Source organism: Lunatibacter salilacus, assembly GCF_009797935.1.
Taxonomy (GTDB): Bacteria; Bacteroidota; Bacteroidia; order Cytophagales; family Cyclobacteriaceae; genus Lunatibacter; species Lunatibacter salilacus.
Map to the genome: position 1 here is coordinate 146410 of NZ_VOLC01000012.1, position 19566 is coordinate 165975.

General features: G+C 42.1%; 14 protein-coding genes. 9 read left to right on the forward strand and 5 right to left on the reverse strand.

All coding sequences use genetic code 11. The features are described from left to right. Positions 1 to 5 precede the first annotated feature (5 nt). Complete coding sequence (locus tag FQ608_RS16685) at positions 6 to 1115, reverse strand: bile acid:sodium symporter family protein (protein ID WP_234364240.1); 1110 nt, start codon at positions 1113 to 1115, stop codon at positions 6 to 8. A gap of 270 nt (positions 1116 to 1385) precedes the next feature. Here FQ608_RS16685 and FQ608_RS16690 point away from each other — a divergent pair, with 270 nt between their 5' ends. Beyond that, positions 1386 to 2765 carry a Gfo/Idh/MocA family protein gene (locus FQ608_RS16690; protein WP_158859390.1) on the forward strand — a complete coding sequence of 460 codons (1380 nt, stop codon included), beginning with the start codon at positions 1386 to 1388 and terminating at the stop codon, positions 2763 to 2765. Positions 2766 to 3051: 286 nt separating this feature from the next. After that, positions 3052 to 5019: a tetratricopeptide repeat-containing sensor histidine kinase gene (locus FQ608_RS16695; protein WP_158859392.1), complete on the forward strand. Its 1968-nt coding sequence runs from the start codon at positions 3052 to 3054 to the stop codon at positions 5017 to 5019. A gap of 109 nt (positions 5020 to 5128) precedes the next feature. Here the strand turns inward: FQ608_RS16695 and FQ608_RS16700 are convergent, their stop codons facing one another. Further along, on the reverse strand, positions 5129 to 7342 hold the full coding sequence (locus FQ608_RS16700) for a DUF4954 family protein (RefSeq protein WP_158859393.1): 2214 nt from the start codon (positions 7340 to 7342) through the stop codon (positions 5129 to 5131). A 20-nt stretch (positions 7343 to 7362) separates the two neighbouring features. Then, entirely contained in the window at positions 7363 to 9198 is a 1836-nt protein-coding gene (gene glmS, locus FQ608_RS16705; RefSeq protein WP_158859395.1) for a glutamine--fructose-6-phosphate transaminase (isomerizing), read from the reverse strand. A gap of 738 nt (positions 9199 to 9936) precedes the next feature. On the opposite strand from glmS, the gene FQ608_RS27255 reads away from it, so the two are divergent. Then, complete coding sequence (locus FQ608_RS27255; RefSeq protein WP_262885516.1) at positions 9937 to 10149, forward strand: hypothetical protein; 213 nt, start codon at positions 9937 to 9939, stop codon at positions 10147 to 10149. A gap of 304 nt (positions 10150 to 10453) precedes the next feature. On the opposite strand, the gene FQ608_RS16715 is transcribed toward FQ608_RS27255, so the two are convergent. After that, entirely contained in the window at positions 10454 to 11920 is a 1467-nt protein-coding gene (locus FQ608_RS16715) for a Gfo/Idh/MocA family protein (RefSeq protein ID WP_158859397.1), read from the reverse strand. A gap of 672 nt (positions 11921 to 12592) precedes the next feature. Between FQ608_RS16715 and FQ608_RS16720 the strand changes: the two genes are divergently transcribed. From FQ608_RS16720 to FQ608_RS16735, 6 genes are all read left to right on the forward strand, one after another. Next, on the forward strand, positions 12593 to 13684 hold the full coding sequence (locus FQ608_RS16720; protein WP_158859399.1) for an SGNH/GDSL hydrolase family protein: 1092 nt from the start codon (positions 12593 to 12595) through the stop codon (positions 13682 to 13684). A gap of 25 nt (positions 13685 to 13709) precedes the next feature. Further along, positions 13710 to 13808 (forward strand): hypothetical protein, encoded by a 99-nt coding sequence (locus FQ608_RS28065; protein ID WP_394351662.1) that lies wholly within the window; start codon positions 13710 to 13712, stop codon positions 13806 to 13808. Between the two features lie 59 nt (positions 13809 to 13867). After that, positions 13868 to 13945, forward strand: coding sequence for a hypothetical protein (locus tag FQ608_RS28070; RefSeq protein ID WP_394351663.1), 78 nt, complete (start codon positions 13868 to 13870; stop codon positions 13943 to 13945). Positions 13946 to 14175: 230 nt separating this feature from the next. Next, positions 14176 to 15279, forward strand: coding sequence for an acyltransferase family protein (locus FQ608_RS16725; protein ID WP_158859401.1), 1104 nt, complete (start codon positions 14176 to 14178; stop codon positions 15277 to 15279). A 100-nt stretch (positions 15280 to 15379) separates the two neighbouring features. Then, entirely contained in the window at positions 15380 to 16789 is a 1410-nt protein-coding gene (locus FQ608_RS16730) for a Gfo/Idh/MocA family protein (protein WP_158859403.1), read from the forward strand. Positions 16790 to 16939: 150 nt separating this feature from the next. Further along, entirely contained in the window at positions 16940 to 18163 is a 1224-nt protein-coding gene (locus FQ608_RS16735; protein ID WP_158859405.1) for a serine hydrolase domain-containing protein, read from the forward strand. A 264-nt stretch (positions 18164 to 18427) separates the two neighbouring features. Here FQ608_RS16735 and FQ608_RS16740 read toward each other — a convergent pair whose 3' ends face one another. Continuing rightward, a complete protein-coding gene (locus FQ608_RS16740; protein WP_158859407.1) occupies positions 18428 to 19285 on the reverse strand; it encodes a 3-keto-disaccharide hydrolase in 858 nt (285 codons plus the stop codon). Positions 19286 to 19566: the final 281 nt, after the last annotated feature.

Below are 19566 nucleotides of genomic sequence, written 5' to 3' on the forward strand. Positions count from 1 at the left end.
TATGTTCATTTGGAATCTTTGAGTGGTTGGACAGTTTTAGGAAGGGATTTTCTCCATAAATTGGCGAGAAACGAACCTGATATATCCATCCAGGTACCAAATATAGCAGGAAATAGCCCCATTGTGGCGGCTTTGCCCATATCCGACGCAATTCCTGCTGCCATACCTCCGTTTTGCATACCCACTTCAATGGCAATGGTACGGCAATCAATTTTACTCATTCCAAGAAATCTGCAGCTCCAATAACCCAACAAAAACCCAATGGCATTATGAATGATGGCACCAAGCAGCAAGGCTATTCCTAATGTCAGGAGACTGTCCCTTCCTACTGCGATGATAATGGCTATGATTAGCACATTGGCACCCATGGCGACTCCTGGCATGGCCTTTTGTATCCAAGTTGCCCTAGTGCGCAACAAACGGTTTACCAAAATTCCTAAAATAACAGGTATAAAAAGCATCTTGATAATGCCATACATCATACTCATATAGTCAAGTGAAATGTAGTGACCAGCTAAGTATTTCATTAGCAATGGGGTAACAAGTGGGGCCAGTAAGGTGGTAAAAGAGGTCAGCGTGATGGACAAGGGCAGGTTTCCTTTAGCCAAATAGGTGATGATGTTGGAGGAAACCCCACTTGGGGAAGACCCAATTAAAATTACACCAGCCGCAATTTCTGGCGGAAAGCCAAAAACATTGGCCAAAATGACTGCTAAAATCGGCATGATGGTGAATTGACATCCCAAACCAATCAAAACTCCTTTTGGCATGCGTAGAATACCATAAAAATCGGTGATTCCCATTGTAGTTCCCATCCCAAACATGATCAACTGAATTAATGGTACTATCCAATCCTCAGTAGAAAAGCCTAAAAAGACAGTGATGTGGTGTGGATACATCAACGCCATGCCAACCGCAGCCAGAACCCATGCGGTGAATGAAAATCCTTTCACCGTTGACGAAAATTGAATTAGGATTAAAAATCCGACGATTCCCAAGAAGGCAGCTAACTTTGCCAACGGATAAATCTGAAAAAAGGTCAATGTAAGGGCCGTTATCCAGATTGCCATTGAAAAGACACCAAGTAAGATTGCCAAATTACTTTTCTTCCACATGTGGGAAAGCTATAGAATTTTATCAGCTTAATCAAGTGATTCTACATTAGAAGTAGAACAGATTGGATAGGGTCATTTGCATAATTTTTTACAATTAACGTTGAACTTTTTAACCCTTTGACAGAAAAATGAAGGTAGATCTTATCAAATGGTTTTATTTTTCGATGCCGTTGGTGGAATTCTGGAATATTACTTTTAGGATTTACCTATGTTAGGAAATATTCTTTTTATATTTCTCAAACAATTTACAATCAACCCGTACAAAACATCATGAAAAAAGACATTTCTGATATTTCCAGAAGGAAATTTCTTCAAAAAGCGGCTTTAGCAGGAATAACCGCACCCTTAATTTTTTCCCATCAGGCAGTAGCTTCAAAATTACCCGGCAAAGTCCGCCATGTTGCAGTGGGCGTGGGAGGTATGGGCTGGCATGATTTAAACCGGTTTATGTCCCACCCAGAGGCTGAAATAGTGGCTATTTGTGACGTGGATGCCAATCATCTGAAGCGGGCGTCCGATGCATTACCCAATGCAAAAACATATACAGATTGGCGGGAGCTGTTGAAAAATGAATCAGCGAATTTTGATTCCATCAATGTTAGTGTACCGGATCACAACCATTTTGCCATTGCGTTTGAGTCTATCAAAATGGGTAAGCACGTCTATTGTCAAAAGCCAATGTGTCATGATGTGGCTGAGGTGAGAGCCTTGACCATAGCAGCAAACAATGCAGGTATAGTCAGCCAATTGGGTACGCAGCATGCCTCCGGATTAGGAGACCGTACTGCCGTTCAGTGGATAAAAGAAGGACATATAGGAAAAATCAAGCAAGTTTATCTATGCTCAAATCGCCCTGGAGCAACGGAAGCTTACCGGTTCAAAGGTCCAAGACCTGAAAAGGGGGAAACGCCACCAGCTACCCTTGACTGGGATTTATGGGTAGGCACTGCACCTATGCGGGAATATGCTCCCACAATCTACCATCCTTCAAAATGGAGAGCGTGGCAAGACTTTGGGACGGGATGGTCTGGGGATATCGGCTGCCATATTTTCGACGCGGTTTGGAAAGGTATGGGGCTTAAGGATCCTGTTTCAGTCACAGCACGTGTACAGGATTCCTGGCAGGCATCCCCTGAGCGGATGGGAGATACATGGCCGCAGTCCAACCACATCACCTGGATGTTTCCAGGTAACGAAATGACAGCGGAAAGTGAGTTAAAAGTTGAATGGTTCGATGGGGAGTTTTATCCACCCGAAGAAGTCAGAAAGTTGTTTTCCGTGGAAGATTACCCAGCCGAATCAGCTATGCTTGTCGGTACTAACGGAGCCTTGTTGATCCCTCATACAAAAATGCCTGTTTTATTACCTGAAGAGAAATTTAAACAGGTACGTGCACCAAAATTAACAGACCGGGATCATTATCATCACTTTATTGATGCCTGCCTCGGTAAGACTAATACCGAAAGTCATTTCGCCCAATCCGGTCCAATGACTGAGGCGATAATTTTAGGAACGGTAGCTTTAAAGGAACCTGGAAAAATCTTACAATGGGATGCAAAGACAATGAAAATAGCTAATCTTCCGGCTGCAGAGAAACACCTTTCGAGAAAATATAGAAGGGGTTGGAAGGTAAAAGGGTACAAAGGATAATTTTGTCTTTATGGTAAAATTAACAGCATTGAAAGTAGATGTAAATAGAGAATTAAACGGCGGGGGATCGTTTACCCCTGCCTGTTTTACTCCTAGATTGGCCCGTATTTTGGTTTATAGGTGCCAGCGCCATTATATTTCATTTTTTTCGCTAACTTTAGCATTGCAATATTAACACTTTTCAATTGGGTCATTTTGTGCTATGCGGTTAATACGTTTTTTGCTTTTATTTTTAATTTTGTCATTGGCATGGTCTTGTACGTCTGACAATCAAAAATACCAAGACATGCGACCGGAAATTTATCTGATTTACGAGAATGTTAACCGGCTCTTAAATTCTGGACATTATGCCAATTCGCTGGCCTATTTGGATTCAGCATATGCTGAAATGGAAGACATACAACCCTTGGAAGAGTGGAATAGGTATTTTCATTTAGCGAGGTATTACCTTAACTACGTATCGGACCTTGAAATGGCAGATCGATATAAGGACAGTATGAATTATGCGTTGAAAGGTAAAGAGCATATCTATCAAGCCGAATTTGCAAAGAATTATTTCGTAAAAGGGGATGTCCTGAAAGCGAATAAAAGATTTTCTGAAGCTTTCAAAAACTATTATGAAGGAAGGGAGTTTGCGAGACAACGCCTGCCGCCATGCCAAACGGCAGATTTGACCTATCAGTTAGGATTGTTTAAATACAACCAACGAGAGTACCAAGAAGCAATTATTTACGTCAAACGGGCGTTGGATGAAGTTTTGCAATGTCCTTCCGGTTCGGGTTTTGTCGTTTCTGTCAAAGATCCCCAAATGTATTGGAATACTATTGCCCTGGCCTTCGAAAAATTGGAGGAGTTGGATAGTGCAGTCCATTATTATGAAACTGCTCTTGATTTTATTGCCTCCAAGAAAATTGTTTATCCACAGTCGTCCTTTCAGGCTGAATCAAATTTTGTAGAAGTGGCCAGAGGGGTGGTATTGGGGAATATTGGAGGCGTGTTTGCGGAAATGGGAGAAGTGGAGAAAGCAGAAAAGGCCTTACAGGAAAGCATTCAGATCAACGACCGTCCCGGTTATGATATTCCCGACGCCCGCACTGCTAAAATCAAATTGGGGAATCTTTACCTTAAATTGAACCAGCCGGAGAATGCGTTGGACGTAATTCAAAAGCTGGATGTTTCCATAAAAAATATAGAAGTCAAAAACGAGCATTATGAAAATATTCTCAGTCGATTTTACAATTTAAGATGGCACTATTACGATAGCAACAATACCATTGATTCGGCTTACAGGGATTTACTTGCTTTCCTGGAACTTTATAAAGTTTCAGAATTGAAAGCTACGGAATCCAGATATTTGGATATGGAGGAATCATTCCGGAGTACTGAGCAACAACTGCAACTAGCTAATATAACGAGGGCTAATGACATGAAAAAACTTTACCTCATGGGTTCAGTAGTCATTACCCTGATTGCATTTGGTTTTTTGATTGCAGTCTGGTACCACTTGAAAAGACATCGGCTAATAAATAAGCAAATCAGTAAACAAAATATCGAATTGCAGGATGCTTTGGGTGCTTTGGAGCAGAGCCAGGCGGAAAATTCCAAAATGATGCACATGGTAGCCCATGACTTGAGGAGCCCAATATCCAGTATGACAATGATCGCTGACGTGTTGCTTGAAAGCGAAAATTGGTCGGACGAGGACCGAACATTGTTGGAGCATATCAAACTATCCGGAGATAACTCCCTGAACCTTGTTTCAGAAATGATGCAGGTAAACCGAGGCTCCGAAGGGATTAAAAAGGAATCAGTAGATTTGGAAAGGATGATTCATTACTGCGTGGATTTGTTACGCCATAGGGCGGATGAAAAGCAACAAAAAATTGTCGTGGAAACTGTTCCTCTGACTGCCCTTGTAAGTAGGGAAAAAATGTGGAGGGTAATGAGTAATTTAATAGCCAATGCCATCAAATTCAGTGAAATTGGAGGATTAATTTCCGTCCGATTGTCGGGCAATCAAAACAAAGCATTAATAACTGTGAAGGATATGGGAATAGGTATTCCTGACAAAATCAAAGATTCTGTATTTGAATTGTTTACTAACAGCAAGCGGGTTGGCACTGCCGGTGAAACCCCGTATGGGATGGGATTAGCCATATCCAAGCAAATTGTAACAGCACATGAGGGTAGTATTTGGTTTGAAAGTAAGGAAGGTAAAGGAACTACTTTCTTTGTGGAGATGCCGCTTTTATAAAATAGTATAACTTGAACAGGAAACTGGGGGGTAATGCAGTCAGTTTTATGTGAACCAACTTACCTATAAGGCATACAGAGAACGCTAATGGTGTTTAGAGATAAAAGAGTTAGGATGCTTTTGGCATCTTTATACTTTCCAATCGCTTGATAAATGTCTTACAATCTCTTTTTTCCTGCTGTATAAAACTATTATCTTCCAAAGCTCCAAGCACAATGTCTCTTTCCTCATCGCTTTCGTAGACCATGTTTCTGAATGGATTCATATAGTCCTTTTGTCTGGAAACAAACACCTGATCCGACAGCCATTTTCGGGTGTGGATGGCATCTGTGATAAAATCGTCCCAGTGGTTTTGATCAAACAATCCTTTCGTTAAGCCTTTCGCCGCCAGCAGGCACTGAAAAGCATGCTGGACTTTCCAAGTCGGGTATTCAGTTGCAAGTTGGGAATATTGACTATGAATATGATCCCAATCCGGGAGGCTCCCGTCCTTAATTTCTGAAATTAGATTGGAAAGGACACCGGAGGGCATCAATTGACCACCAACATTTTTCCATTCCCATTTAATCGTCTCTTCTGGAATCAATGCATAAAGCTCATCCCAATCTGTGGTTTCATTCACGCCGAATAATTCTGATACCGTAGACACGGTATAGAAGACCAGCAGGCGATGGTAGGTATTCCAAGCGTCCTGTACTTTTATCAGCTGGATTGGCCGCTTGCTGTTTTCCCAGCCGTGAACCAAGATCTCAACCCACCCAACCCGAGGATCCTGATTACCCAACAAGGCGGATCCCAGTTCGGCTGGGTGGTCAAAAGCATAGCCCGAAGGATCCTCATCTTGGGCTAAGAATGAAATTCCAGTAGCCTTGGCCAGAATTGCAAGTCCTTCATATATTTCCTGAATGCTGTCCGGTGCCAGGTAATCATATTCTAAATGCTGGATTTTTTCTATCCGTTTATCCCTGTCTTTGTATTTCCAGGCATTTCGTGCCAACGCATACATGTTGTACAAAAACCAGTACCCGGGCATTACCTGAATCCTATTCAGATGAACTTGATGGCTAATAAGAGAAAAGGGCAGGGGTATATGCAACTCAGCGGGATAATCTCCTTTAGCCAAAATGTTGAATGTAGCAAAGGTTGAATTATGCTTTAAACTGACACAGAGACCCGGCCAAAAGCCTCTACCAGCTACAAATTCTCCATCAGCCCCCCTAGAATTGTGATTTGAGCCTACGGTAGCCCCCGCTGCCATATTACTTTGTCCCATCAGTAGGGCGGCACATAGAAACGAGTTGTTATGGTGCTGCTCATGTGCCGGAAAGATTAGGGAATTGAGCACCTCACAACATGATATGGTGGAATTGCTTCCTAAATAAGAGTTTATCAAGCGGGCTCCATATTTCAATTGGGAGTGGGAGGCCATGGCAAACCGAACCGCCTTCACCCCATAAAAAACCCTGCATCCCTCACTGATAATTCCATTGACCAATTCGCAACCCTCTCCGATCTGACAGGTAGCGTCAGGTAGGGAATGTATCGTTAGATTCTTGAGTTTGTTTGCCCCTTTAATATAGGCATCGGAACCGATCCACACATCCTTGATTATAAGGCAGTTTTTGATAATACATCGGTCTCCTACTTTTCCATAGTACCCCCTTTTATGGTCAAATCGATTTTGTGTAAGCTCAAGGAGCTTTTCTTGGAGTTGTTGATCTGTCCGGTACCTAGACCAAATCCAGGCATCCGCCGGCAACATTCCACTAAAAGGCAGTACCCGTCTGCCTCCGTTCTCATTGCATAATTCCAACCATATTCGGATGGAAGGGTCTTCTCCCTCCTTAACAATACCATTGCCAAATTTCGCATAATTTGTAGTGGACATTTCATTGACATTTACCAAAATCACTTCATTTCCCAAAATATAGTGGGAAAGATAGTGTACATTGTCAATTACAACGTTGTCTCCGAGATCACAACTAATGATCGTACTGTTATAAAGGCCTACCGGCATTCGTAGATTGTGGTACTCCAGGTAACAGGGTTCCAGTTTTCCGATGCGGACCAGGCCGAAAAACTTGCAGTTTTTAACCAGTTCCGGACTAAAATCTTCCGCAACCAATAGCTTATTCCAGTCATCAGATTGGTTGCGGTTTCTGACCAAAATCTCTATTTCCAAGGCATTTAGCTGACGGTGGTTTGTCCCGCTTCTGTTTTGTTTGTTTCGAAGGTAATATTCGTCTTCACCCTCAGGAAGGAATTCGGAAGGAACAAAATTGTAACCCAACGTGGATAGGGGAGATCTTTTGATTTGGTTCATAGTATTTCGGGGTAAAAAAATTACTCTACAGTGACTGATTTGGCCAAGTTTCGTGGTTTATCCACATCCAGCCCCTTTGCCAAACCGATATAATACGCCAATAGCTGAAGCGGTACCACACTTAGCAGAGGGGCTATCAGTTCATCAGCAACAGGAACCACCATCACATCATCCGCGATGGAGATAAACTCAACATCGCCTTCTGATATTACTGCTAAGACCTTTCCTTTTCTTGCTTTGATTTCTTGTGCGTTGCTCATTATTTTTTCGTGGTAAGCGTCTTTAGTGGCAACAAAAACAACTGGCAAGGATTCGTCTACCAATGCAATTGGACCATGTTTCATTTCGGCTGCCGGATATCCCTCTGCATGAATATATGATATTTCCTTTAATTTCAACGCACCTTCCAGAGCGATGGGAAAATTATACCCTCGACCCAAATAAAGAAAGTCCCTGGCATCTTTATATTTTTCAGCCAAAGCTTGAATGTTTTCCGCTGATTGGAGTATAAAGTTTATTTTTTCAGGGACTTCGTTAAGTTCATTAATTAAGTGAAGGAACCGGACCTTATCAATACTTTTTTTAGCGTAACCGACCTTGAGGGCAATCATCATTAACACCACCAGTTGCGCAGTGAAGGCTTTTGTGGATGCTACGCCAATCTCAGGGCCAGCATGGGTGTAGGCACCGGCATCCGATTGGCGCGAAATGCTTGAACCTACCACATTGACTACACCAAAGATGAACGCTTTTTGCTTTTTGGCCATATCTATTGCTACTAGGGTATCTGCTGTTTCACCGCTCTGCGAAATGGCAATAATCACGTCCCCTTCCCTGATGACGGGGTTTCTGTAGCGAAACTCCGAGGCATATTCCACTTCCACAGGGATCCGGCATAGTTCTTCCAACACATATTCGGCTACCAACCCGGCGTGCCATGAGGTTCCACATGCGATAATAATGATTCTATTTGCATTAGTTAATTTATCCAGGTGTGGGTCTACTCCCCCCATTCGGATGGTTCCCAACTGGGCATCCAGTCTTCCCCTAAGGCAATCGTATACACTTACTGGCTGTTCAAAGATTTCCTTAAGCATGAAATGATCGAACCCGCCTTTCTCAATTGCCGCCAACTCCATGTCAAGTTGCGTAATAAAAGGAGTAATTCGCTCATTGCCCAGATTTTTCAGGATTAATTCGTCAGGTTTGACGATCGCTACCTCGTAATCGTTGATGTACACCACTTCCTTGGTATATTCAATAATAGGTGACGCATCGGAAGCCAGAAAATGTTCCCCTTTTCCAATGCCAATAACCAAGGGGCTTCCTTTTCTGGCCGCAATCAATGTTTCGGGATCATCTTCATCGACTATAATGATCACATAAGCTCCCACCACTCTCCGAAGTGCAATCCTAACAGCCTCTTCCAATGAACCGGCATGATGTATGTGGATGTCTTCTATAAACTTTAACAAAACCTCCGTATCCGTATCACTATCAAACTGATATCCCTTGTTAGACAATTCTTGTTTTAATAGCGCATAGTTTTCAATGATACCATTATGAACCATAGCAAGCTTTCCGTTACTTGAACGGTGTGGATGAGCATTGCGGTCGGAAGGTTCTCCATGAGTGGCCCATCGTGTATGGCCAATGCCCGTTTGGGATGAAAGGGAAATTCCCAGTAAACTGTCTTCCAAGACAGCTACCTTTCCCATTTTTTTATATACCTGTATACCTTGGTTAACCAGTGCTATCCCTGCGCTGTCGTATCCCCGGTATTCGAGTCGTTTGAGGCCTTTTAAAATCAAGGGATATGCTTCTCTTTTTCCCGTGTATGCAACAATTCCACACATAATAATTATCTAAATGAGATTCTGTAAAAATGAAAAGTAGATTTTGAGGCCAAAAATTAGGCATAAAAAATTTAATATCACAAATTGAAAAGCAATCTTATTTGTTTACGAATTGTTATAAAACCAATACTATGTGTAAATTTTAGTTAAAGTATTGGTGGTTTTAATGTAAAATTGATAATTGTAACAAACATCGGAAATAATAAATGTGAACTTTTGCTAGTTATTAGTACGAATGTTAGAACCCACCTTAATTCTTGAAATAATTATACAATAAATATATGAACATAAACCAAATATATTTTCAGAAATCGATTCAGATGATTGACAAACTAGCGATATATTTACTGGTTTAGTTTTTTTAGGCGAAGTCGAAAAAGTATTTAAGAAGAAAATTGTAAATTTATACGGTATCTGAAAGACAGACAACATATAATTGACAGGATTAAACTCAAAACTTGCATGATAAAAACTACATCAGTAGGTTCTTACCCAATGTTGGACTGACTTCAAGCAAGTCCAAGTCAGCAGGCACTAGAAGATGCGACCATGGTCGTAATGAAAACCCAAGAACTAGCGGGGATAGATGTGATAGCAGATGGCGAACTGTACCGATTTGATATTAACCATCCTTAAACAAACGGCATGATTGAATACTTTGTCCAGCCTTTGGGAAATGGGGATACAAAGAGTTGGAATATTTCAAAGATTTAAGACCGGAATAGGCATAGGAATGGGATTGGTGGAGTGGTGGACATTAAATCCACAGTGGTGGAAACCCCGGACCTGATTGCCCAAAGACTGGAACATGCAGCTAACGTGTTAGGGGAACACCGAATTCGATACATCCATCCTGATTGTGGATTTTGGATGCTAAAGCGCTCTATTGCCAATGCAAAAATCAGGGCACTTACATTGGGAAGGGATTTGTTTGAGGGCAAGAGCCAATAAATCATTTTTATTTGAAACCCATTAAAACTGATTATAGTATCTAATATGTGTCGGGATTTCAATAGTTGCTTTCCAAAAAATCTCATATGAAATACTTCCCTTTTTTACCGATTAAATTAAAAACAAATTGAGATTATCGATATATTCCAGAAATGGAAAAAAGCAAAGAGGGCCATTTATGCCCTCTTTGCTTTTTTATATCAAATCAATCTGTGGGAAAATGGGTTTGAATTTAGATTCAAATCTTACACTCAATTTTTTTGTCCTTTACCCCTTGATTGAAAGTACCCAAATCAGTCGGTATTTATACCTCCCAACCTTTCCTGTAGGTTCTACCCACAAACTGGTTTGCCTCCTCCAGGTTGGTGATTCGCATGTTTTCCCCATCCCAAAGCATTTTTTTGCGGGCAAAGAATTCATTCTGACCTTTGCTGTTTTCCCTTCGGAGCATATAGCTACGAATCGCTAAATTACCCATTAACACCGTTTCAGTCATTGGACCTGCGTAGTCAAATGAGGAGGTAAGTGCTTTATGTTCTTTGCTGTTGAAACCAGCCTTACAGGCATCTACCCAAAGGCGTTGATGCCCATATTCCGGTTCATCCACACTGCCCACCTCGGGGCCAAATTCTGTTGTGCCATCATTCAAATAAAGTTTGGGCATCATCGGTGAGCTATCATTTATATTGGTAGAGATAATCCCTTTTTCTCCGATAATCAACACACCGTTGGCGCTATTTGTCCCCCCAATGTCGTGATCGGCAGGGATGATGTCAGGATGGGAAGGACGGATACCTCCATCACTCCATGTCATTTCTATCCGAGATTTGCTTTTGGGAGTCTCATCAAAATGAAGCGTAATAAATGAAGCTGCCGGGCATCCTTCAGGATTATAATCCGCTGTCCACATGTTGGAGTAAACTGCACCTACGCTGCATTCGGCATCTGTTGGGTATTTTAAGCCGAGGGAACGGAATGGTATATCAATTAGATGGCATCCAACGTCACCCAATGCACCGGTACCATAATCCCACCAGCCTCTCCAGTTAAAGGGATGCATATTGGGCGTGTACGGTTTGTACGGAGCAGGTCCTAACCATAAATCCCAGGCAAGATCATCCGGCTTTTTGCTGGCATCAGGATCTGGCATTGGCCCTCCCTGTGGCCAAACGGGGCGGTTTGTCCAAACCTGTACTTTGGCGATTTTGCCCAACTTATCGGAATCAATCCAACCCTGAACCAATTTATGTAGAGGATTTGAGCCGCCCTGATTTCCCATTTGAGTGACTATTTTTTCCGTTCTGGCCATTTCGGTCAGCAATCTAGCCTCCCGGATATTGTGGGTCATAGGCTTTTGCACGTAGACATGCTTGCCTCTTTGCATGGCATAAGCCGCAGCGGGGCCATGAACATGATCGGGGGTGGAAATGGTAACCGCATCAATGTCTTTTTCCTTGTCCAGCATCTCCCGGTAATCTGCGTATCGCTTGGCATTGGGGAAGTTTTCAACAGAACGTGAAGCGGAACCCGAAAAATCCACATCGCAAAGTGCAACTACCCTTTCCCGACCATTTACGGAGGCATTTTTTATATCGCTGGCACCTTTTCCCCCAGCACCGATCGCTGCCAAATTTAACTGATCACTGGGAGCAATAAATCCAACCCCTCCAAGAACATGTCTCGGTACGATCATAACTGAAGAAGCAATGGCGGCATTTTTAATGAATTTTCTCCGGGAATTTCCTTCCGGATGATTTTTAGGTTCTCTCATGTCAATTGATTCAGGTTTATTAAATAGGCCGTAAAGTATGAAAAAAATCTTTTTTATCCCAATTAATTCAGGTGGCCTGAAATTTGGAGTTATCATAGGCTAGGTTAACCTTCGAATGAAATCGTGACCGTCATTGATAAATTAGTCAACGATAAATTTAAACATCTAAATTGACAATTTTCTTGAACTTGTAAAGGTAATTTTTCAGATAGCAATATTAATCCGAATTTAGAGGGCGTTCAGTCTTTTGTGCCGACGGACGAAATCACCTCAACTATTAATAGGGAGCTACTTGGATTTAAAAAGCACATGATTGGCATCCACAACCGAAGAACGGATAATATTATTTCAATTGCAATTAGTCCACTTTATTTGTATGAAAATAAAATTTTAGAAAATATCAAAAAGGAATCCGACACCGGTTTTTTCTTGCAACCGATGACCCTGCTATCGAAGCCCATTTTGAGGAAAGATTTCATGGAGTTATTTTTACCCACGAAAAAACCTGTGGCAGGGATTCCAAAGAAGGGATTGTAGACGCTGTATTTGATTTGTTTCTTTTGTCAAAAACCGAAAAAATTTATGGACCCTATTGGAGTTCGTATTCTGAAATGGCGTCGATTTTAGGTGATATAGAGTTGGAAGTTCTTTATTTTTAATTTCCTTTGTCCTATGTATAGAAGAAAAATCATTTACCCCTTTATTTTTCTCGTTTTAATTTCAATTTCGACCTTTGCCCAAAAGACTAAATGGTATGACCCATTGGCTCTGAGTGCTTCAATTCATGGTCAACTTCGCGGCACGGTAGGTTATGCCAGACTTCCCGATGAAGCAGAGGCTCAGGTAAGGAAACCTGTATGGAACCTCTCGCGTCATACAGCCGGAATGGAGCTTCGTTTTGTGACCGATGCAGCCACGATTCAGGTGCGATTTATCCCCGCCGGTAATATTCAAATGGCGCATATGCCGGCTACTGGCGTAAGCGGATTGGATTTATATATGAAAAATAACGGTGATTTGGAATGGGTGAGGGGATCTTATTCCTTTGGGGACACCGTAGCCTATGTTTTCCGAGTCAACCTGGCGGAACAAGCGGAACGTGAATTTAAACTATACCTTCCACTTTATAATGGTGTGAAAAATTTGGAAATAGGTGTGCCAACAGATAGTTTGATAAAAATTATTCCCCCATCCTCAGAAAAACCAATTATTGTCTATGGAACGTCTATAGCGCAAGGTGCCTGCGCTTCCAGACCAGGCATGGCATGGCCGGCGATTGTGGGCCGGGATCTAGGTCGCACAGTTGTTAATCTTGGTTTTTCAGGAAATGGTCGACTGGAACCAGAGATATTGGAACATATCTCAAATACCGAGGCTGCGGTCTATGTTTTGGATTGCTTGCCCAATTTGGTCCCGTCAGGCAACTGGACGGAGAATGAAATAAAAAGCAGGCTGAACCATGCGGTACGTTTTCTTAAAGAGAAGCATCCCGATACACCTGTCCTTTTGGTCGAACATGCAGGCTATACAGACAGCTTGACGGATAGGGAAAGAGATGGGGCGGTTGGCCAGGTCAATACCTGGGTCAGAGAAGTATACAAGGACCTGCTTTTCGATAGCATTGAGGAAATTTATTTATTAGCAAAAGAAGATATCCAATTGGATATGGATGCCACGGTGGATGGGACGCATCCCTCCGATTGGGGAATGCAGCAGATCGCTTCGGCATATGTGGAAATACTAAATGAAATTTTGGAAGAATAACTAGTCTGCAAAAAAGTTTCATCATTTGACGGCTAAAGGCAGCAATGATCCAGATGGAGAAACGGTATTTTATCGATGGTTTATTTATAAAGAAGCGGTGGATATACAGGAGATTCTATCCTAACCAATCCTGCTAGCCAAGAGCTCAAATTTAATATGTCAGAACTGACAAAGTGAGTTAGATTGCATATCAAATTAGAAATAAAAGATAGCGGGGAGCCCGCATTGTTCAGTTATCGAAGAATCATACTGGAAAATTAATTCTGATTTTTTTCATTGGGGAATAGATAGCGAAGGAAAGATTTATAGTCAATCGATTCTAATAATTAATGCAAAATTCAGAATCGGAAGTTTTTTACCACGCATTTTTGATCTTTAATTTTTGGATGAGCAGAATGAAAGTTTATATTTGATGCCATAGAACAAATATTGGATTGTAATCATTTAGTTGACATTACTCTTCTTTTAGATAAACCCCTTAAAATCACACCATGAATAACGCCATTATTTCTCCTCAACAGCGTTTGGTTTCCCTGGATGCTTACAGAGGCATTACCATGTTTTTATTGATTGCGGAAAGTGCGTTGATCTATCGGGCACTTTTGGAACTCTTTCCCGAAGGAACCGCACTCCACGGACTTTTCTTACAATTTACTCACCACCCTTGGAATGGACTACGGTTTTGGGACCTTATTCAACCTTTCTTTATGTTTATTGTTGGGGTGGCGATGCCATTTTCACTTAACAGACGACTGGCTGTATCCTCAGATAGAAATAAAGTGACTCGGCATATTCTGAAACGCTGCATGCTTCTATTCCTTTTTGGAACTGGACTTCATTGTTTTTATAGCAAGGAACTGGTTTTTGAGCTCTGGAATGTTTTGACCCAGCTTTCATTCACAATTTTGTTTACATATTTATTTATTCGGCAGCCCGCTAAAATCCAATTTGGAGTTTCAATTGCCTTATTGGTTTTGACGGAGTTGATGTATCGGTTTTATAACCCAGATACTCCCTTTGTTAAGGGTGAAAATTTCGGTTCTTATACGGATATGATACTTATGGGTAAGATCAACAGCGGAGGTTGGGTGGCTATTAATTGTATTCCCACGGCCGTGCATACGCTTTGGGGTGCCATGTGCGGAAACTATCTGCTATCCGACAAAGCCAATATCGATAAAGTAAAAACTTTTGTATTTGCGGGGCTAATCAGTCTGGTGATTGGTTATGGCATGGATTGGTCCGGTGTGACACCCATAATCAAACGCATCAGTACGACCTCATTTGTATTTGCCTCAGGAGGATGGGCATTACTGACTTTGGCATTCTTCTTCTGGTTGGTGGACATGAAAAAAGTTCAGTCGTGGACATTTCCATTTATAATTGTGGGAATGAATCCCATCTTTATCTACATGTTTGCAGGACTTTTGGGAAAATGGCTGTTCGATTTTATAAGTATATTCAGCTATGGGTTCCTTGGTCCGCTTGGACTAAGCGAGGCAGTCCTTTATTTCTTAAATGCTTGTTTTACCTTGGGTGCTTTCTGGTACATATGTTATTTTCTCTACCAAAAGAAAATATTCTTCAAAATATAATGCAGTTGGTGTAAAAAACTGTTTATCCAATTGTTTTTTGCCCTACCTTGAAATAAATTTACTAGAGTTTCGCTGACAAAACCGTTTTCAATAAACCATTATGAGTAATAACAGAAGAGATTTCCTCAAACTTTCAGGCATCACAGGCATGGGCTTGTTGGGTGCAGGACTTTCCGGGTTCACTCCCGAGCAGCTTAATCAGGTACACGCCCAAAGCCAGCGCAAACATGTTCAACGGTTCAACATGTCTGGATTCGCAGCTCCCAAAATGAATGTGGTTCGGGTCGGAGTAATCGGCTTGGGCATGCGTGGACCGGGAGCAGTCAATCGACTGAGCAAAATAGAGGGGGTTGAGATAAAGGCGCTTTGTGACCTGCGACCAGAAATGGTCGACAAGGTAATGAAAAGTCTCGAAGGCACCTCCCATAAGCCCGAAACCTACAGCGGATCTGCATATGCCTGGAAAAAGATGGTAGACAGGGATGATTTGGATTTGATTTACATAGCGACACCTTGGGAATGGCACACACCAATGGCGGTATATGCCATGGAAGCTGGCAAACATGCCGTGTCTGAAGTGCCAATAGCCATCACCCTCGAAGAATGCTGGCAACTGGTAGAAACCTCTGAGCGAACTAAGAAGCATTGCATGCAATTGGAAAACTGCTGTTATGATTTCTTCGAATTAATGACACTCAGTATGGCTCGAGACGGGTATTTTGGTGAAATTATTCACGGGGAAGGGGCCTATATCCACGATTTGTTGGACTTGAATTTCAAAAAAGGAGATGGGTACCAAGAAATGTGGCGGCTACAGGAAAATTATAGGGACGGAAATATCTATCCAACCCATGGGTTGGGACCGATTTGTCAGATAATGGATATTAATCGGGGAGATCAGATGGACTATTTGACGTCACTTTCCAGTAACGATTTTCATATGCGGGCCCACGCTGAGAAATTGGCGGAGGAAGACAATTTTTATGCGACCTATGCCACTAAGAAATATAGGGGCAATATGAATACTACGGTAGTGAAAACCAAAAAAGGCAAATCTATCATGATTCAGCATGATGTTTCATCTCCACGTCCTTATTCACGAATTCACCTCATCAGCGGTACAAAAGGCATGGCACAAAAGTGGCCTACAGAAGGAATTTCCTCAGGTCACGGCTGGCTGAAAGAGGAAGATATGACTGCTCTTAGAGAAAAATACACCCCGGAAATCGTCCGGAAAGTTGGAGAAATGGCTAAGCAGATCGGTGGACACGGAGGTATGGACTTTATGATGGACTGGAGGCTGATAGACTGTTTGCGAAATGGGCTTCCGCTGGATCAGGACGTGTATGACGCGGCATTATGGTCTGCAATTACTCCATTAAGCGAGTGGTCGGTAGCCAATAGATCCAATTCAATTGATGTTCCGGACTTTACAGGTGGCTCATGGTCAAATAATTCCCCTGTGGACATTACGCTGGCAGGTGGGGGAACTACGGGAGTAAGGGTATAATAACAACACCATTTATTTGCGGCGTAATTTTATGTTGACTAGTCATGAAAAGGGCAAACGGAGATCCGTTTGCCCTTTAATTTTTTCAAGGCTTTTAGTAGAATTTAAATATTCTTCTTAACTTCTCTTCAAAACTCAACTCTGAAACCAATGAATCGTACTACCTGTCTCGTTTTTCCACTTTTATTTTTACTTGTTACCCCCAGCTATTCCCAAACCATTTATTTTCCCGAAAAGGGCCACTGGGAGGAAAGGAATCCGGTAGAGATGCAGATGAATGCGGATAAAATCCAAGAGGCAATTTCCTTTGCAGAGCAATCAGAGAGTGAAGCTGACAAAAATCTTAAAATTGCGCACTACCAGAGCGGTTTCGGTCGGGAACCATTTGGGTTTCCGGTGGGACCATTGAAAGATAGAGGAGAAGCTACTGGGCTGATTATTTACAAGGGGTACATTATCGGCAAATGGGGGGATCCGGAGCGGGTTGACCTTACTTTTAGTGTTGCCAAAAGTATTCTATCAGCCGTAGTTGGCTTGGCCGTTGACCAGGGATTGATTGACAGTGAAAAGGATCTAGTCTATCCTTATATGGCACCTATCATCCCTTATGATCCCCAACTTGCCTTCCGCAATAAGGCAGACCACCTGACACAAGAAGATGTATTTGAGCTATTTGAGACGGAACACAACAGGAAGATTACTTGGGAACACTTACTAAGACAGACATCGGATTGGGAGGGAACACTCTGGGGTAAGCCGGATTGGGCAGACCGCCCTCAGAATAATTCATCAGAGTGGCTTGACAGAAAAAGAAATGATCCGGGAACAGTGTATAAGTATAATGATACACGGGTAAACGTCCTGGCTTTGGCTGCCCTTAATGTTTGGAGAAGACCATTGCCGATAGTACTACGGGAACAAATAATGGACAAAATTGGAGCAAGTCCCACCTGGCGATGGACTGGCTACGAAAATTCCTTCATCGTCTTGGACGGACAGGTGGTTCAGTCGGTTAGTGGCGGTTCACACTGGGGTGGAGGTATGTTTATCAATGCTTACGATCAGGCCCGGTTTGGTTACCTAACCTTGCATAAGGGGAAATGGAAAAATGAACAGCTAATTTCGTCCGACTGGATTTCCAAATCCAGAACCCCAACGGCGGTGCAGACAGGATATGGATTTATGAACTATTTTCTAAATACAGATAGAAAAGAAATCCCCGCAGCACCGGAGTCTGCATTTTTTCACATCGGGGCAGGAACCAACATGATTTATGTCGATGAGCAAAATGACTTGGTAATTGTAGCCCGATGGATCAAAAACAGTGAGAAAGCGAGGTTGGTGGAACTGATTTTGGATGCATTGCCTGAGTAATTGTGATTTCGGATTTTAGATTTCAGATTTTAGATTTGTGATTTTAGAATTTGGAAAATGAATTGGACTTTCATAGCCCTTTAGAGGTATAATCTTATTAGCCACCCGAAATAAATCCGTTTTAAAAAGAAAAATTGACTTTATCGACGTCATCGATCGCCCTCCTCTAAAGGGGCAGGGACGGGGTGGGGCATTTTGGCAGCGGCGAGGGTTGACGTGCCATTTATTTCCCGCCAAAACCCGAGGTTCGTGAAAATTAAATTACTAATAACCTTCAGCTTCCCTTAATTTCTTAAGTACCTCTTCCAATTTTCCCTGCTCTTTGTACGAAGACAAATCGAAAATTTCAACTCTTTTAAAATCGATGGGGTGGCTTTCGCTTTGAAGGGAAATGTATCCTTCAGAGATCAGTTGACCGTCAACTTTTACATCAGGATTATGATTGCTGACATTGCCGCCGCCCATTTGGGGCTTATGGTAGGTAAGTACGGTGTCTCCTTCCAGAATGTGATGGATGATGGAATCTCCCAACACCAAAAAATCTGCTACCACCCATTGCTCTCCGTGGTAGGTTTTAGAACTGGAATTTAGGCAATGAGACGTAAACAATTCTTCATCAATCACAACGTTGGTACCCGGGGTGCATAAATTGCTTGTTGGACGGTTGTTTTCTCCGTCTCCACCTAAAAGTTGGCCTTCTATGGAAATGGGGAAATCCTGATCCTTAGTCATCGTTTCAGGGTTTTGGCCGTGAAGCATTACGCCCGAATTCCGTAGCGCCCAACCTTCTCCAGCAGGTGCCTGCTCGCCGACAAATCGATATTCCACCCGATAGAGGTAGTAGGAAAATGGTTCATCATAAAAGATGTGGCCATATTGCCTGTCAAAATCTTCATATCCATCATACCTTACCTTCATCAATCCATCCTCTACCCGGAAGGTATTCTCAAAGTTTTCATCCAGTTCGTGTTTTGCGATTTTTATTCTCCAGTTTTCCATATCCTGACCGTTAAAAAGGGATCTCCATCCATCCGTAATGTCTATTTCTTCAGTTTGAACAGGGTTGGAGCACGAGATTATGCTTAGAAAAATAGCGAAAATAAATAAACTGTAATTCTTCATAGGTGATTTAGATATTTAATAGATTTTGAATTTAGTCAATAAATAAGCTTTTTTTTAGGAAACAGCTTTATTTTTTCAAATTCAAACGCTGTGTTCTGGTCCAAGTAAACAAAGTGCCTGGTTTTTTTCCCGGCTCGGAATATGGTGTTGACCACTTCATCAGACAGATCAACGAGCGACTTAACCTAAGGGGAGATTGGGCACTACCCCTTAACCGACAAGCATCAGCCTTCCAGATAATCAATTGACAAATAAACTTTTATTGGTTATTAGGTGATATT

Bases quoted from the DNA above. Each gene is read 5' to 3' on its own strand.
- FQ608_RS16685 (WP_234364240.1), bottom strand. From the start codon at position 1,115: ATGTGGAAGAAAAGTAATTTGGCAATCTTACTTGGTGTCTTTTCAATG.
- FQ608_RS16690 (WP_158859390.1), top strand. From the start codon at position 1,386: ATGAAAAAAGACATTTCTGATATTTCCAGAAGGAAATTTCTTCAAAAA.
- FQ608_RS16695 (WP_158859392.1), top strand. From the start codon at position 3,052: ATGCGACCGGAAATTTATCTGATTTACGAGAATGTTAACCGGCTCTTA.
- FQ608_RS16700 (WP_158859393.1), bottom strand. From the start codon at position 7,342: ATGAACCAAATCAAAAGATCTCCCCTATCCACGTTGGGTTACAATTTT.
- glmS (WP_158859395.1), bottom strand. From the start codon at position 9,198: ATGTGTGGAATTGTTGCATACACGGGAAAAAGAGAAGCATATCCCTTG.
- FQ608_RS16715 (WP_158859397.1), bottom strand. From the start codon at position 11,920: ATGAGAGAACCTAAAAATCATCCGGAAGGAAATTCCCGGAGAAAATTC.
- FQ608_RS16720 (WP_158859399.1), top strand. From the start codon at position 12,593: ATGTATAGAAGAAAAATCATTTACCCCTTTATTTTTCTCGTTTTAATT.
- FQ608_RS16725 (WP_158859401.1), top strand. From the start codon at position 14,176: ATGAATAACGCCATTATTTCTCCTCAACAGCGTTTGGTTTCCCTGGAT.
- FQ608_RS16730 (WP_158859403.1), top strand. From the start codon at position 15,380: ATGAGTAATAACAGAAGAGATTTCCTCAAACTTTCAGGCATCACAGGC.
- FQ608_RS16735 (WP_158859405.1), top strand. From the start codon at position 16,940: ATGAATCGTACTACCTGTCTCGTTTTTCCACTTTTATTTTTACTTGTT.
- FQ608_RS16740 (WP_158859407.1), bottom strand. From the start codon at position 19,285: ATGAAGAATTACAGTTTATTTATTTTCGCTATTTTTCTAAGCATAATC.